We start from the raw sequence: 14,957 nt of genomic DNA on the forward strand, positions 1-14,957 counted from the left end.
CGTTGTGTCCACTGTAGATGTTGCGGTGCCGGAAACTCAATCTTCGGACCCGGAGTGGTCCTTCGCTGTGGAAGGACAGGTCGTCTCTGGCTGGGACTGGGGTGCTGGACCTCCAGATGTGCGGCAGCTGGGGTCGGTCCGCAAGGTTCGCTCCTCGACGTACTCGCGGAATGTTCCGGTGCATGCCTTCTCGATGACAATCGGGGACGATCTGACACTGGAGTCGGGCCTGGAGCATCAGTTGATGATGATGCTCGACCGCGACCTGGACGTCTCGTGGCTGGTGGCCCAACCGTTCCTCCTTCGGTGGTCACCGAAGAAGTCGCACTATCCCGACCTGCTCAGCGTGCGCGTCGACGGGTCGGTGACGGTGTGGGATGCGCGCCCGGCCGAGTTACAGGACATCGACTTCAACTGGAAGGTCGAGAAGACTGCTAAGGCGTGCACCACCCGCGGGTGGAGGCACCGGGTCTTTCCCGGACTCTCTGGCGCGGAGGAGGTCAACCTGCGGTGGCTGTCGATGGCCCGCAGACAGCAGCCGTGGATGCCAGCCGCGACGGCACGCCTACGCGAAATCACCCACGGCGCCGGCGCGACCTTCGGGGACATCGCCGCAGCCGATGAGGGCGGCTATCTGTTGTCGACACTGTGGCACCTGGCTTGGCGGGGCGACGTCGAGTTGGACCTTGCCGACCGGTGGAGCGAAGACACTCCCGTGGTCTGGGCGGGACGGTCGTGAGCGTGCGAGTCGCGCTGCACGACGGCGCGACCATCCAAGGTGAAGATGGCCGCCCGCTGCTGGTGGTGGGTGTCCGCCCGCTGAGCGTGCGCGTCGAGACCATCCACGGCGAAGTTCTCGACATTCGGTTCGAGGACCTCGAGGTGGCCGTGGGGATGCTTGATGGCCGCGTTGACGCCGTGGCGGGGCCCTTCCGGCACAAGTTCGAGAGCGTCCGCGAGGCCGCGCGCCAGTTGGCGCTCGACCGCGAGGAGATCGTCCTGACCGTCGAGACGGGCTTCGCGCGGGGACATCGTGCCTTGGCGCGCGAGGGTGAGCCATTCTGGCCGTTCGATCCGGCAGACGGAATCTCGCTGGCTCGCAAGCTCGCGGCAATGGTCGAGCAGCTGGCAGCCGAGGACGATCAGGATCGTCAGGCCCGTCGTGACCGTGAGGCAGGCCGCTCGACGCGGCCAGGTCGGATCGGGTCCCCGACGGCCAACGCCATCCGGAACTGGCACCGGGACTACTTCGGGGAACCGGGGGGACTGTTCGAGCTGGTCGATGGCCGCAGCCGGAAGGGCCGGTCGCAGTTCGACTCGTTGGACGAGGAGATCAAGGACGTGTGCAAGGGGGTCGTGGGCCGGTTCGACGGGACGGAGTCCGCAAAGCGGCAGAAGGACATCTACCGCCAGGTCCTGTCCAAGCTCAGTGCGGACGGCTTCGTGATGGAGGAGCTGCCTCGGGACACGCTGCGCAGGTACATCGCGCACGTGGTCAAGCCGTTGGGACGCACGACGCGGGCGCACAAGACGAACAAGCTGCGGACCACTGCCTCGTATTCGTCGTTCGCGACGGTCGGTGTGGGGCAGGTGGTGGCGATCGATGTCACCCGCGCGGACAACTTTTGCTTCGACCCGTTCACCGGGTCCGCGGTCAGCGTGGAGGTGATGACGGCGATCGACCTGGCCAGCCGGGTGATCGTGGGGACGAGGGTCTTCCCCCGCAGCCCGACCGGGTTCGAGGCTGGCCTGCTGCTGGTCGACATCCTGCGGCCCTACAGCCTGGCGGTGGATCCGGCCCGGGTGGATGACTGGCGGTGGGCCGGGGTCCCGGAGCACATCGGGTTGTTCCCGCATGCACTGGCCGAAGCCGAACGCATCGATGGGCTCGCGGGCCGGCCGTTGGTCGGTGAGCACGGCATCCCCGGTGTACTGCCGGATGCGATCCGAGCGGATCGGGGCAGCATTTTCACCGGGACCCATTTTCGGGCGTTGTGTCGCCAGTTCGGGATCAACTTGCTGCTCTCCCGTGGTGCGCACCCGACCGACAACGCGGTCATGGAGCGCTTCTGGGAGACCCTGCAGGCCTGTTTCCAGGCCGCGCCTGGGTACAAGGGCCACAACGTATCCGAGCGGGGCTCGAAGGTCGGGCGTATCACCTTGGACAAGGCCGGTCAGCCGGTCTTCCACGGCGGTGCCCCGGCGCTGACGCCGCGGGAACTGGAGCGGCACATCCGGGAGTGGATCGCCACGACATATCACCGCAGCCCGCACTCCAGCCTGGTGCTGGCCGACAAGAGCATCACTGCCGAGGATGCCCGGATGAGGCTGACCCCACTGGACGTCTACGACAGCCTGATGGCCGCCCAGGGGCGCATCCACGTGCTCCAGCGTGCGGACCTGATCTACGACGCGATGCCCATCCGGTGGGGCCAGATCGGCGCCAACGGCGTCGAGTTCGACGACTTGTACTACGACTGCCGAGAGCTGGATGAGTTCCGCAACGTGCGGGACTGGACCTTCCGCTCACCTGACCAAACGGGGCACACCGGTGATCAGCGTGCCCGGGCCGGAGCGAAGGCGGCGCCGTTCTACTACGACCCTCGGGATGTCTCGGCGTACTGGCTGCGTCACCCCGACACCGACCGGATCATCCGGGTGCCGTGGCGCCGGGAGCACGAGTTGCGGGCACCGATGACCGGGTTGACGTTGCGGCATGCGAAAGGCCTGATGAAGAAGCGCGGCGCCTACCGAGACCTCTCTCGCGACAGCATCGAGGAAGAGGTCCTGACCACCCTGAACACGGCTGACGGGTACGACCGGTTGCGGGGGGACCCGGACCTGGCGGACTGGCACGGCAACATGCTCACCGCCGCCGCCATGCGCTCGGGCCAGTCCAAGCACGACCACGGCGAGGCCGCCTCCGCCGCCGGCGGCCGCACCCCATCGACCGGCGGGGCGCCGCGCCCGCGGTCGCGCCCCGCACCGCCGGCGAAGACGACCAGGGCGCCCTGGGAGACCGACGCCGCCGACTGGTCGAACTTGGAGGAGCAAGAATGAAGGCCGACCTGCTTCACTCCCTGGCCTTCACTCCGCCGATCGGGCCACCGCCGATGATCACCACCTGCGAGGCCCACGGCATGTCCGGCCAGCGACGCGCCCGCGCGAGCGAGGTGCGCCGCTTCCTGGCGGGCCGCTACTTCGACTCCGACCGCGACCGCGGCATCCGGCAGCGCCTGACTGCCCTGATCGAGGGCAACGCGCAGTCGCTGACCGGGACCAAGGACGTGGCAATCGTGACCGGCGACAACGTTCTGGGCAAGTCCACGATGCTCTACCAAGTCGCCTTCGAGGCGCACCGACGCCTGGTCGCCCCGCACACCAACCCGGATGTCCGTCCCGCGACCACCGCCCGCACCATCACCGGACGCAGAGTCGAGAACCTCGAGGTCGACCACGTGCCCGTCCTCTTCCTGTCCCTGGCGGCCGGCACGACGGTGGCGAAGTTCAACGCGCAGATCGTCCAGGCCTTGGGCTACCCGCCCGGTGTCGAGAAACGCGTGCGCTACCTCGACCTCCTCGAACGACACGGTGTCCGCCTGCTGATCGTAGACGACCTGCACCTGCTGAAAACCTCACTGAAACTGGGCCGCGAGGCGCTGGACCACCTCAAAGCCGTGGTCACCGCTGTCGGCGAGCTCGGGGCTACCGTCATCCTCGCCGGCGCGAATCTGCACACACATCCGGTCATGGACGACCCGCAGGTGACCGGGCGGGCCTACGAGATCCCCGTCGCGCCCTATTCGGGCACCACGAAGGCCGACAGGCTGGCCTTCCAACAGTTCCTGCGTGAGTGTGCGAAGCACGCCCAGCCCTACCTTCCGGCCGGTCGGCCCGACCACATCTGGAAGGAACTGCCACACATCTGGCTCGAACGCAGCGCCGGCTACCACCGCGACCTGCTCCAGCTGCTGCGCGACGCCACGACCGCCGCCATCGAGGACGGAACCTGGGCCATCACCGAGAAGCACCTCGCCGGCGTCACGCTGGCCGCGCTAGCCGAACGACGAAACGCGGACGCTCACGCCACGCGGCGGCGAGCGACCGCCCCGGTCGGTGACCCTTCCGCTACCGCTGCCCCAAGGTCAGGAGCTTCGGCATGATCGAGCCAGCGCCGCCACCGCTGCCCGCTCGTCCAGACCTGCGACCCGGCGAGGACATCGCGGCCCCTTCTGGCACGCACCGCCAGCGCGAACCACACCACCGTCCGCGAGCTGACCGGCCTGCAGGTCCACTCGCGGGTCTGGGAAGAGCCCCCGGATGACCTGCTGCACCGCGTCGCGGCACTCACCTCGACCGCCGTGGACGAGCTGAGGCCAGCGACCCTGCGTGGCGCCTACCCGGGGATGGCGCCGGAGCGAGCCCGCACCGGCCGACGGTATGCCGGTCAACCCGCCACTTGCCCCCAGTGCCAGATCGCGACCGTCGCCGCGCGGCTGAACATTGTCGTGCTGTGCCCCAACTGCGGCTGTTTCCTGCACGACGCCTACTTCCCGCACCCCAGCCACCCGGGACCCGACATCGAGGCGGTCCACCGAGAGATGCTCGCCACCCTCTGCTCAGCCGGTGAGTCCCAGCGTGCTCGAGACCGGCTGACGCGACTCGAATCTCTGATGGCCGGACTCGAGCACGCGTTGTGGACCAACTGGCCCCCACTCCTACCCGGAGAGTCCACTCTCTGGCGTGGAGCCGTGGTGGATTTCCTGCGCTGGGGGCTGCAACCGGGCCGGGTCGTTGCCAGGCCGCCGTACATCAGCGCGACGACCCTGGCGCTGACCTGGGCCGCTTCCGCCACACAGGCCGCGGCCCGTGACCTCGCCGACCAGATCGCCATCATGGGCGACCCGTGGTTGCCCGCCAGGGACCTGGTGCCGCGATGGCCCGACGCTCACACGGGGTGCGAGGCCGTGCTCTCCCTGATCCTGGACCACGGCATCCACGTCGGGCACATCCCTACGACCATGCGCCGCAACCACGACCCCCTCGTGCTGCCCGAAGCGGCCCGCACCATCCGCACCGCAGAGGCAGTCGCCCTGACCACACTCGTCGCCCAGGCCCGGAACAGCGACCTCTCGATCCGCGACATCCACACGTTGCACGCAGCCACGATCAACCCTCAGGTGGCCCGGCTCGCCGAGCACATCACCGAAGACGTGGACACCTACCGCCGCCTGGCGGCCCACCTGGCCTTCCTCCTCGACGAAGGGCTGCCGCCGCTAGCGGAGCGCCGCGAGGCGCTGCGCAACGTCAAGATGATTCCCCACGGCGTCATCGAGGAACTGCCGGCCGCTGCGGCACACACGCCCGATGCCGGGAGGCTGGCAGCGGCTTGGGTGTGGCTGGATGCCACCCTCGGGCGTCCGGCTGGTGGACCACACGCCCAGATGGCCCCTCGGCTGCTGTTGGCCTTCGACCACGACATGAACCCCGAAGGCCGACTGCTCCTGCGCGACTGGTGGCAGCACCACCTGCAGCTCAGCGCCACGGTCGCCGTCGACGCCCTCCCGAGACTAGGCCGTGCTCACGGTGAGCGTCGTGTCTCCTGACCCCAGCCGCAACCTGCCGGCCCGCCCGACGATGGGATTCCCGGTCAACGAGAAGATGGACTACAACCAGCTGTGGCACCTCGCCCGCGAACGCCTCGGTGTCCTGCCCCAGCAGGTCGACCCGAACGTCCCAGGCGCCAACGCGATCCGCGCGATCCACCAGTCCACCTGGAACATCGCCGACCAGATCAACGCGCTACGCAACCTCCAAGGCACCGGCCACGGACGGACCCTGCCATCAGGGGTATCTGAAGATCTCGCGATGCTCGTCGTCCGCGAAGCCGCCACCGTCGCCGACTACATGCTCGCCCGACTCGAACACGAGAAAGGGTGACCGTCACTGCAACCCGAACCAGGGCAACCGCTCGCCCTCGATCGCTGGTCGACACGTCACGGTGCGGGCGAGACCCAAGCCCGCAAGGCGTCCAGATGGCCACGATCAAGGCCACGTCGCGGGTTCGGGCGTAACAGCAAGCACTCGTGGTCGGCTGCCAGCGCCGCGGCGTCGTGACGGCTCAGCTCGTCCTCGACCCACGCGAAAGGCCGGTCGCCGACGAAGTCCAACACCGGGGGCCACCCGGGGTGTGTCGTACCCGTCGGGGTCTCCTCCCAGGCGGGGTAGGCCGTGCACGACCGGCCACGGTGAACGTCCGGTCTCGCGCAGGAGCGTGTTGGCGCTGGCGCCCCACGAGGTCGCCTACGCCAAGTCGTACGACTGGGCGAGCAGATCCAGTTCGCGCAACAGACTGGTGCTGATCATGTCTGTCGTGGTGCCGTACGGCAGCAGCACCCCATCGACGTCGAGTAGCAGCCACGGTTTGACCGCTCGCTCCCGGGACGAGGCGTGGGCCATCCAGGTGACGGTATGGAAGTCCACGACGCGGGGTCGGTGATCTGTCACGACGAAGTCCGTGCCCCGCTGCAGCTGGCCGCACTCACTCACCATCAGGGCCAGCGCATCAGGGTCGGGGTCCGACCCGTCGTCACGCCACGGGGGCAGCACCAAGGCACGCTCGGAACGGTCGATAAAGCCACCGCTGGCCCATGCCCGCCCGCCGGCAGTCGCCTGTACCAGGACCTGGAACGCGTCCTCAACGCCAGACATCGGGAAGGTGAGCACGGTCGCTTCGGGCCTGCAGCGGATCTCGGGCTGGCCGCCGTTGCTCTCCCGGACCCGATCGCCGGAACCCTCAGGCGCGAACACGTCACGCCGCGGACCAGCGTGCTCGACCCAAGCCGCCCGCGGGAGGGTCTGGTACGACGCCTGAAGGTGGTACTGGAAGGTCGCTGCAGGCACGGTGAGATCCTCCAGCAGCTCTCACAGCCGGTGCGGCCGGTGGGGCATGCCGTCGTGCAGGAACCGCCGCCGGGGATCGACGACCTCGTCACCGAGGTCGTCGAGGAAGGTGTCCTCGACAGGGGGCAGCGGCGTCGTCTCCATCAGCGACTGGCTGCGCTGCTCGATCCAGAACCGCAACTCGCGTCGATCGCCGTGACGATCAGCGTCTTCGCGCGCCAACTGCTCGGGGACGACCACGTAGTGAGCGTCGATGTGCGCGAAGTAGGCGGCCGGGTCGCGCAAGGCATCGAAAGCCTGCGGAGTGTTCAACTTCCACAGACGTAGCGCCTCACGTCCAAACCGCTCCATCACACCACCACGATCGCCAGGAGCAGGAGTCTGACACGGTGCTTCCGCACCGACGTGGATCACGTTCGTCCATGAGGACCCAAGGGTTCAAGGCACGCGCGAGACACCACGCTTGCGCTGTGACATCCGACGGAATATCCTCATGGGTATGTCACACCTCTCCCCTGAAGAGCGCAACCGTCTCGACGGACTGGCCTTCTGGATCCGCGATGAATTCAGCGCCCGGGGACACAACATCACGACCGCCCTAGATCAGGATCCCGCTTTTCGGGAGGGAGAGCGGGCACGATCTGGGTTGGCGAGGTCGCTGATGCAAGCGGCCGTCACCGTCGCCACCAGTCGGGTCGGCTTGGGACTTCTGACAGGCGACGGAGGCGTCCGCACGGTGCAGAGCTTTGACCGGGGGTGCGATCGTCGATACCGGGTGCTGTCGGCCCACAAGGACGAAGAGAACCACTTCCGCATCCTCAGCAGTAGTGACGCGATCCTCTCCGTCGACACCGACAACTTTCTGCCCCAGGAGTCGTGGGTGCTGGCCTACACCCTTACTGCCGACAACCAGGTCGACGACCTCTTCGTCGCCCCAATCATCGACCGTCGAGAGGGGAACCCCGGCGAGCTCGTCCTGGGTCCTGAGTACCACCTGGAGGGTGCGCCCCCCTCGGGTGGCGGGTTCCAGCCCACCGATGAGGGTCTGCCCATGTTCGACGAGGACGATGAGGACGGCATCGGGGCAGCAGGCGCGGTGTGAGCACCACCATGCCAGTACGTCACCAAGGAGTACGCACCACGTGATCAACCCGAACCCCGCCGACATCGGTCAGCGTGTCCAGCGGCTGCGCCACGCCAACGGGCTGAGCCAAGCCGACCTGGCCGACCACGCCGGCATCCCCGCCGGCGTGGTGTCCATGGTCGAGCACGGCCGCCAGAGCTTGGAAGCCGGCGCCCTCGACCGCGTCGCCAACGCGCTGGCATGCACGACCGACTACCTGACCGGGTTGCGGGCCGAGCCGGTGTCCACGCGCCCGTGGCTACGTGCCTATGCAGACGCACCGAAGCGCACTGTGGACAAGTACGTCTCCGACACCGAGACTGCCATCGATACCTTCGAAGCGCTCGGTCTGGCCTTCTACCCCGAGTCCCTGCCCGTCTTCGGAGAGGATCTCAACGACGAGGGCGCCATCGAAGACTTCGCCGCTGATGTCCGTCGAGCTGCTGGCCTGGACGATGGTGATGTCGTCGGCAACTGCATCCGGCGCACAGAACGCCTTGGGGTCGTCGTGCTGCCCATGGACGACGAGCTAGGACGCCACCTGGGTCTGTCACTGCGCGTGAACACCACGCCCGTGATCCGTGTCAGCCGCCCTCGCCTGTCCCAGACCGGTGACACGAGCCCGCCCGGTGATCGGCAGCGCTTCACCGTCGCTCACGAACTCGGGCACTTGACCCTGCACGCCACGACGCCGCCACCGGCTTCGGCCGTTGAAGCGCGTCTGATCGAGCAGCAGGCCCACCGCTTCGCTGGGGCCTTCCTCGCCCCAGCCGAGCCCCTGCTGGCCGATCTGGGCAAACTCGGGGGCCGGGTCACTCTCAGCACGTTGGCTGACCTGAAGAAGACGTGGGGCGTGGCGATCAAGATGCTGGTGGTGCGTCTGCGTCAGCTGGGGCAGATCGACGACAATCACGCCCGCAGCTTGTACAAGCAGATCAGCGCACGGAAGTGGAACACCAGTGAACCCGTCCACGTCGGTCACGAGCACGCCATCTGGCTAGACAAGGCGCTTACCAAGGCGAAGGTCCCGACCAGCAACGCCGACGGCGCCGCCGGTCTGGCTCCGCGCTACCTCCACGCGTGGCTCGGCTGGGAACCGCAGACTCCAGAAATCAAGAACCTGCCGGACGGGGTGATCCCCCTGCAGCACCGACGAGAACGGTCCAAGGTCTGCTGACCATCAGCGCGGCATGCAGCGACAAACCCCCCGTGGCGTGTCGCCAGCGCCAGTGGCCCTGGCCAGCTGAGCAGCAGCGAGAACACAAGACCAGGTCTGACAGGAAGAGGCCCATGCCACTGCCGAGCATCGCCCGACGTCACGGCTCCAAGAAGGTCGTGATCATCCGACACGAGGGAACCGACGACGAAGTCCGTACCGAAGTCCAGGCCATGATCCAAGCCACGAGCGGCTTCTTCGACGTGACGACAGCGATCTACGAGGGCGACATCGTCGAAGTCCCCGATCCACGCGGCGGCATCGACCGCAGGATCGTAGCCGAGGTGCACGTCAACGACTACGGCTCGAAGCAGATGCAGCACACCCAGGTGAAGTGGGGCAAGGTCCCCGCGGCCAGGACTGCCCCCGTGCGGCGGCTATCGATCGAGAACCTGCATCCCGAGGTGATCGGGGCAGCCGGTGACCTGTTCGCCGATGGCCACTACTCGAGCGCGGTCTACGAAGCATTCAAGTCCGTCGAAGTGCGCGTGCGCCAGCACGCTGGCGTCGACAAGTCTGGAGCCCAGCTCATGGGTGATGCGTTTGGCGGCGCCGCGCCAAAGCTTGTTGTATCCACGTCGGCAGGTCGTAGCGGCAGCGATGAGCAGGAGGGTTTCCTCTCACTCTTTCGCGGCGCCATGCTCGCAGTGCGTAATCCCAAGGCGCACGAACCCGTAAAGGACGAAGACCCTCAGCAGGCGCTGGAGTACCTCGGGCTAGCGAGTCTCCTGCATCACCGGCTCGACACCGCAAAACCGGCCCAGCCTTGATCCAAGACTTCCATTTCGCCGCGCCAGCCTACGAGGTACTGCAGTGCGACTCCTGGGAAAGCAGCGGGAATAGGCGAGGCGCCTAACGGTCGGGCTGACAGGACGACCTCGGCGCAAGGACCAACTACCTCGGCGCAAGGACCAACTACCTCGGCGCAAGGACCAACTACCTCGGCGCAAGGACCAACTATGGAGAGTGTGATGGACGGGGAGCCCGAGAACATCGATGAGCCGACCACATGGATCCCAGACCCTGCCGGCATCTACTTCAGCGACAGATTCAACGTCAGCCCGCAGACCCTCGAGGCATACGGTGCGTTCGATATCTCGGTGGTCTCCGATTTGCCGGTCTTCATCGATCCCTTCCTGTTGTTCAACAGCGATAAGGACGAGTATCAGGCGCTCCACGACCAGATCCTGACCTACCTCCGATTTCTCCGCGACCACGCTCACGAGCCGCTCGACGCGGGTCGCATAAAGAGCTGGTACACGTTCAGTGAAGTCCGCCAGAACTGGCTCGGATTCGCGGTCGGTGGCAACCGTGGGCATGGACTCGGCCCGAAGTTCGCCATCGCTCTCCACGCCGCGCTGGGGGACATGCTGGACAACTTCGGCGACGAGACCATTACGAGTTCCAGCCATGTCGAGAAGCTCGCGCTGATCCGTCAAGGCGTAGGTCGCGACACCATCTCCGATCTCACCACGAATCTCATCAAGCACTACCTGCTGAGGTACACCTCCGAGTTCGCCACCGCCCACATCGCTCTCGCATCTCGCAAGACGGTGTCTGTCCCGCGAGCGAAGTTCAACTACAAAACACAGACATGGGCGACCGCGAAGTACGACCTTCCCTACACCAACGGCGACTTCGTCATCCTGACACCAGCCGACCTGCTCACCAAGGACGACACCTGGATCAACCGAACCGACATGGTGAACTCCTTCGATCTCCTCCCCGAGGTCACCGACAATGATCAACTCCGCGCAGATGTGAACAACTACCTGCGCTCACGGCTGGTGCGTCGGTCATCAGACAAGGAACGGCGTGAGGTCCGGGCACAAGCACTGCTTCAGTTCCCCGAGCTCATCGATTGTTACATTAAGCTCAAGGAAGACACCGGTGATCAAGCGGTTGTGGCCAGCCGCGACAAGGTCGACGACACGCGACTGCTATTGCGAGATCAAGTTCAGCGCGCGGCCCACGACTTGGCAGAAAAGACCGACCTGTTCGAGAAGCCCTGGACGTCTTACGACGAGGCCCTCCAAGCCATCGACACGTTCAAGCACTACGTGGAGAACCAGGACGGGTGGCGGGTCATCAACCGCGGCAGCGGAAAGGGCTTCGCGAACGAGAGTGAGGTTCAAGGATTCTTCGGCCTCCTACTTCAGGACTCACGCTTCGACGTGAATCGGGAGGTCAACAACGGTCGAGGCCCGGTCGACTTCAAAATCTCCGTGGCCTTGGACAGCGCGCTCATCGAGTTCAAGCTCGCCAAGAGCAGTTCCCTCGAACGCAACATGGAACGTCAACTCGAGGTCTACGAAAGGGCGAACAAGACGAAAGCTTCAGTTTTTGTGGTCATCGCCTACTCCACGGCCGAGGTCTCCAAGGCAACACGCGCAATCAAGAGACTCGGGCTGGACCAAGCCGATCCGCGAAGGGTCGTGGTCATCGATGCCTCGCCCAAGCAATCGGCGTCGAAGGTCTGAACTGAATCGAGCTGCCAAGGAGCGGCCCACAGCAGGAGGATGCAGTCGCAGGCACAAGTGGGTCACAGATGCGCCATCAGTTGACCGGCACGGGAGAAACAGGCCAGTGCGGTCCTCAGCTTCGCTGGTGCGACGTGTCGGTGAACTTCGAGAAGACGGTCGGCCCACCCTTGGCCTGACTCACCCACCAGCGACCACCATCCTGGAAGCCCTCGACCCATCGCCTCAGTGATACACCCCGGCGGCACGAGTCAGGAGTCGCGGAACTCCACGGGGCCTCCCAGGCCGGGTTCCGCAGGTGATGGGCACACGGTCCGGGGTTTGCGGCGGTGTGGCCCAGACGATGAAGGTGACTCATGGTGAAGCCGAAGCTGCCCGCTCTCGCTGAACCTGGGGCGATCTGAGCTTCTGGGGATCTAGACAGCCGACGCCGACTTTACTGGTCCGGTCGGGTGCCTTCCTCGCAGCCGGGGCAGTCAACGACCTCGATCTCGGCTCATGGATGACACGAGCAGAGGGTGGGGACTTTTACATGGCCACCAGCGGGGACCTCATCTGGCCACCAGTGGGGACTTTGTCACGGCCATGGACAGGAAGGGTCCCGATTCTTCACGGCAGCTCGTCATTTGAACCGTATGTCTCGTCCCGCAGCGCTTCTTCGATGTAGAGAGCGGGAAACTGCCACCTGTTCGTGCAGCGGTCCCCGTGTCGTGTGCGTGAATCGCCCCGGGTCTGGTGGAGGCTGTCAATCCATGGAGGATGAGAGTCATGGCAGCACCCAGGAAGTACCCCGACGAGTTGCGTGAGCGGGCCACTCGGATGGCCGTCGAGCTGCGACAGGATCCCGCCACGAAGCAGGGCGCGATCGCTCGTGTGGCCGAGCAGCTCGGGATGCATCCGGAGACGTTGCGTAACTGGGTACGGCAGGCCGAGATCGACGGCGGTACGGTCAAGCCCCGGGTAGTGGTGTAGCGCCTGCGTGTTCCTTCTGGTGGTTCAGGCGGTCAATGCGGGCAGGTTGTCGCCTCCGATCTCGGGGTCGAGGGCGGGCACGATGTTGACGCGGCAGCGGGCGAGGACGTCGAGGCCGAGGTAGCGCCGTCCTTCGGCCCATTCATCGGTCTGCTCGGCCAGGACGGCTCCGACCAGGCGCACGATCGCGGCCCGATTGGGAAAGATCCCCAGGGAGTCGGTACGGCGTCGGATCTCGCGGTTGAGGCGCTCGGCGGGGTTGTTCGACCAGATCTGGGTCCACACGTCTTTGGGGAAGACAGTAAACGCCAGGATGTCCGCGCGGGCGGCGTCGAGGTGCTCGTGGACCTCGGGCAGCTTGCCGTCGACGTAGTCCAGCAGCCGGTCGAACTGCGCCTGGACGGCGTCCTTGTCGGGTTGGTCGTAGACCGAGTGCAACATCGCTTTCACGGCCGGCCACATGCTCTTGGGCGTCACGCTCATCAGGTTCGCGGCGTAGTGCGTCCTGCACCGCTGCCAGGACGCGCCGGGCAGGTTCGCCGCGATGGCCTCGACCAAGCCCTTGTGCGCATCCGAGGTGACCAGCCGGACGCCGGTCAGGCCCCGTGCGCTCAGGTCGGCGAAGAACTCATTCCACGCCGGCCCGGTCTCGGACGTGGCGACGCGCAGCCCGAGGACCTCGCGGTGCCCGTCGCCGTTGACGCCGACCGCGATCAGCGCGACGGCGTTGATCACGCGCCCGCCCTCGCGAACCTTCATCGTCAACGCGTCCGCGGACACGAACGTGAACGGGCCCGCCTCGGCCAGAGGCCGGTGGCGGAACTCCTCGACGACCTGGTCCAGGTCGGCGGCCATCCGGCTGACCTGCGACTTCGACAACGAGTCGATCCCCAAGGTCTTCACCAGTTTGTCCATGCGCCGGGTGCTGACGCCGGCGAGGTAGCAGTCGGCGACGACCGTGATCAACGCGGACTCCGCACGCTTCCTGCGTTCCAGGAGCCACTCAGGAAAGTACGTGCCCGAGCGCAGCTTCGGGATCGCCACGTCGACGGTCCCGACGCGGGTATCCAGGTCGCGGTGGCGGTACCCGTTGCGCTGCGCCGCCCGCCCAGGAGTGGCCCGGCCATACTCCGCGCCAACCACGGCATCGGCGTCCGCGGACAGCAACGCGTTGATCATGGTCTGCAACAGGCTGCGCATCATGTCCGGCGATGCTTCGGACAGGGCTTCACTCAGCAGGCCTGCAGGGTCGACAATGTGAGGTGCGGTCATCGTGATGACTCCATTCGAGGATTCTGTGGAAGGTTGACTCGAAGGATCACGCGGTGGCCGCACCCACGTCCACTACCGGGACGAGGACAGCGACCGCGCTACACCACTATCGGGGACTCAACTGGCGGTACCCGGCCGGGCACCACGACCAGCGACGCGCAGCGGTTGGCCGAGCTCGAGCGCGAGGTCCGCGAGCTGCGGCGCGCGAACCACATCTTGAAGACGGCCTCGGCTTTCTTCGCGGCGGAGCTCGACCGCCCCACCAGCAGGTAGTGGCCTACATCGAGGCCCATCGCCACGACGTGGTCGATGGGCGCGAGGTCGGGGTCGAGCCGATCTGCGCGGTGTTGAATGACGCCGGCGTGCAGGTCGCCCCGAGCAGCTACTACGCCGCCAAGACCAGGCCGCTGTCGGCACGCGCGATCCGCGACGCCGAGCTCGTCACCGATATCAAGGTCGCCCACAAGGCCAACCTCGGTGTCTACGGCGCGAGGAAGATCCACGCCGAGCTCAACCGCGAGGGCGTCAAGGTCGCCCGCTGCACCGTCGAACGGCTGATGAAGGCCGAGGGGCTGCGTGGGATCCCGCGGGAGAAGACCCGCAAAACCACCATCGGCGACGGCGCGGAGACCGAGCGCCCCGAGGACCTGGTCAAGCGGAAGTTCGTCGCGACCAGACCGAACCAGCTGTGGGTAGCCGACCTGACCTACGTCCGCACCCACGCCGGATGGACCTACGTCGCGTTCGTCCTCGACGTCTTCAGCCGCATGATCGTCGGCTGGCAGGTGTCCACCAGCCTGCGCACCGACCTCGCCCTGGACGCCCTCGACATGGGCCTGTGGAACCGGCAGCGGGCCGGGCAGGACGTCACCGGCCTGATCCACCACGCCGACCGCGGAGTCCAGTACCGAGCCATTCGCTACACCGAGCGGCTCGCCGAAGCCGAGGCCGTCGCATCCGTCGGCAGCCGTGGCGACTCCTACGACTGCGA

Annotated in this window: 13 protein-coding genes and 1 pseudogene; 11 read left to right on the forward strand and 3 right to left on the reverse strand. The window is 66.4% G+C overall.

Features of this window, described 5'->3' with window-relative positions; all coding sequences use genetic code 11:
• Positions 1-118: 118 nt before the first annotated feature.
• The 5 genes from CWN80_RS06765 (at position 119) to CWN80_RS06785 (ending at position 5,940) form a co-directional block, all read left to right on the forward strand.
• Positions 119-739, forward strand: coding sequence for a TnsA-like heteromeric transposase endonuclease subunit (locus CWN80_RS06765; protein ID WP_007925743.1), 621 nt, complete (start codon positions 119-121; stop codon positions 737-739).
• 2 nt (positions 740-741) lie between these two features.
• Positions 742-3,060: a DDE-type integrase/transposase/recombinase gene (locus tag CWN80_RS06770; RefSeq protein ID WP_128277052.1), complete on the forward strand. Its 2,319-nt coding sequence runs from the start codon at positions 742-744 to the stop codon at positions 3,058-3,060.
• Entirely contained in the window at positions 3,057-4,163 is a 1,107-nt protein-coding gene (locus CWN80_RS06775; RefSeq protein WP_007925737.1) for a TniB family NTP-binding protein, read from the forward strand. Before CWN80_RS06770 ends, CWN80_RS06775 begins: the two co-directional genes overlap by 4 nt.
• Before the next feature lie 591 nt (positions 4,164-4,754).
• A complete protein-coding gene (locus CWN80_RS06780; protein ID WP_128277053.1) occupies positions 4,755-5,606 on the forward strand; it encodes a hypothetical protein in 852 nt (283 codons plus the stop codon).
• Positions 5,587-5,940 (forward strand): abortive infection family protein, encoded by a 354-nt coding sequence (locus tag CWN80_RS06785; protein ID WP_202865227.1) that lies wholly within the window; start codon positions 5,587-5,589, stop codon positions 5,938-5,940. The genes CWN80_RS06780 and CWN80_RS06785 overlap by 20 nt, the downstream gene beginning before the upstream one ends.
• Positions 5,941-6,303: 363 nt before the next feature.
• Here the strand turns inward: CWN80_RS06785 and CWN80_RS06790 are convergent, their stop codons facing one another.
• Positions 6,304-6,903, reverse strand: a complete 600-nt coding sequence (locus tag CWN80_RS06790; protein ID WP_007925731.1) for a hypothetical protein — start codon at positions 6,901-6,903, stop codon at positions 6,304-6,306.
• A gap of 21 nt (positions 6,904-6,924) precedes the next feature.
• Positions 6,925-7,254, reverse strand: a complete 330-nt coding sequence (locus tag CWN80_RS06795; RefSeq protein WP_007925730.1) for a hypothetical protein — start codon at positions 7,252-7,254, stop codon at positions 6,925-6,927.
• A gap of 148 nt (positions 7,255-7,402) precedes the next feature.
• Here CWN80_RS06795 and CWN80_RS06800 point away from each other — a divergent pair, with 148 nt between their 5' ends.
• The 5 genes from CWN80_RS06800 (at position 7,403) to CWN80_RS06820 (ending at position 12,694) form a co-directional block, all read left to right on the forward strand.
• Positions 7,403-8,005, forward strand: coding sequence for a hypothetical protein (locus CWN80_RS06800; protein ID WP_128277054.1), 603 nt, complete (start codon positions 7,403-7,405; stop codon positions 8,003-8,005).
• 40 nt (positions 8,006-8,045) lie between these two features.
• Positions 8,046-9,203 carry a helix-turn-helix domain-containing protein gene (locus CWN80_RS06805; protein WP_192899847.1) on the forward strand — a complete coding sequence of 386 codons (1,158 nt, stop codon included), beginning with the start codon at positions 8,046-8,048 and terminating at the stop codon, positions 9,201-9,203.
• A gap of 113 nt (positions 9,204-9,316) precedes the next feature.
• Positions 9,317-10,012, forward strand: a complete 696-nt coding sequence (locus CWN80_RS06810) for a TIGR02391 family protein (protein WP_007927014.1) — start codon at positions 9,317-9,319, stop codon at positions 10,010-10,012.
• A 189-nt stretch (positions 10,013-10,201) separates the two neighbouring features.
• Positions 10,202-11,722: a hypothetical protein gene (locus CWN80_RS06815; RefSeq protein WP_202865228.1), complete on the forward strand. Its 1,521-nt coding sequence runs from the start codon at positions 10,202-10,204 to the stop codon at positions 11,720-11,722.
• A gap of 768 nt (positions 11,723-12,490) precedes the next feature.
• Entirely contained in the window at positions 12,491-12,694 is a 204-nt protein-coding gene (locus tag CWN80_RS06820) for a transposase (RefSeq protein ID WP_007927022.1), read from the forward strand.
• A 24-nt stretch (positions 12,695-12,718) separates the two neighbouring features.
• Here the strand turns inward: CWN80_RS06820 and CWN80_RS06825 are convergent, their stop codons facing one another.
• Positions 12,719-13,966, reverse strand: a complete 1,248-nt coding sequence (locus CWN80_RS06825) for an IS256 family transposase (protein ID WP_128277056.1) — start codon at positions 13,964-13,966, stop codon at positions 12,719-12,721.
• 126 nt (positions 13,967-14,092) lie between these two features.
• On the opposite strand from CWN80_RS06825, the pseudogene CWN80_RS06830 reads away from it, so the two are divergent.
• Positions 14,093-14,957, forward strand: a pseudogene (locus CWN80_RS06830) (IS3 family transposase); the annotation flags it as partial.

Origin of the sequence: Janibacter hoylei PVAS-1, from assembly GCF_004025845.1 — a bacterium.
Taxonomy (GTDB): domain Bacteria; phylum Actinomycetota; class Actinomycetes; order Actinomycetales; family Dermatophilaceae; genus Janibacter; species Janibacter hoylei.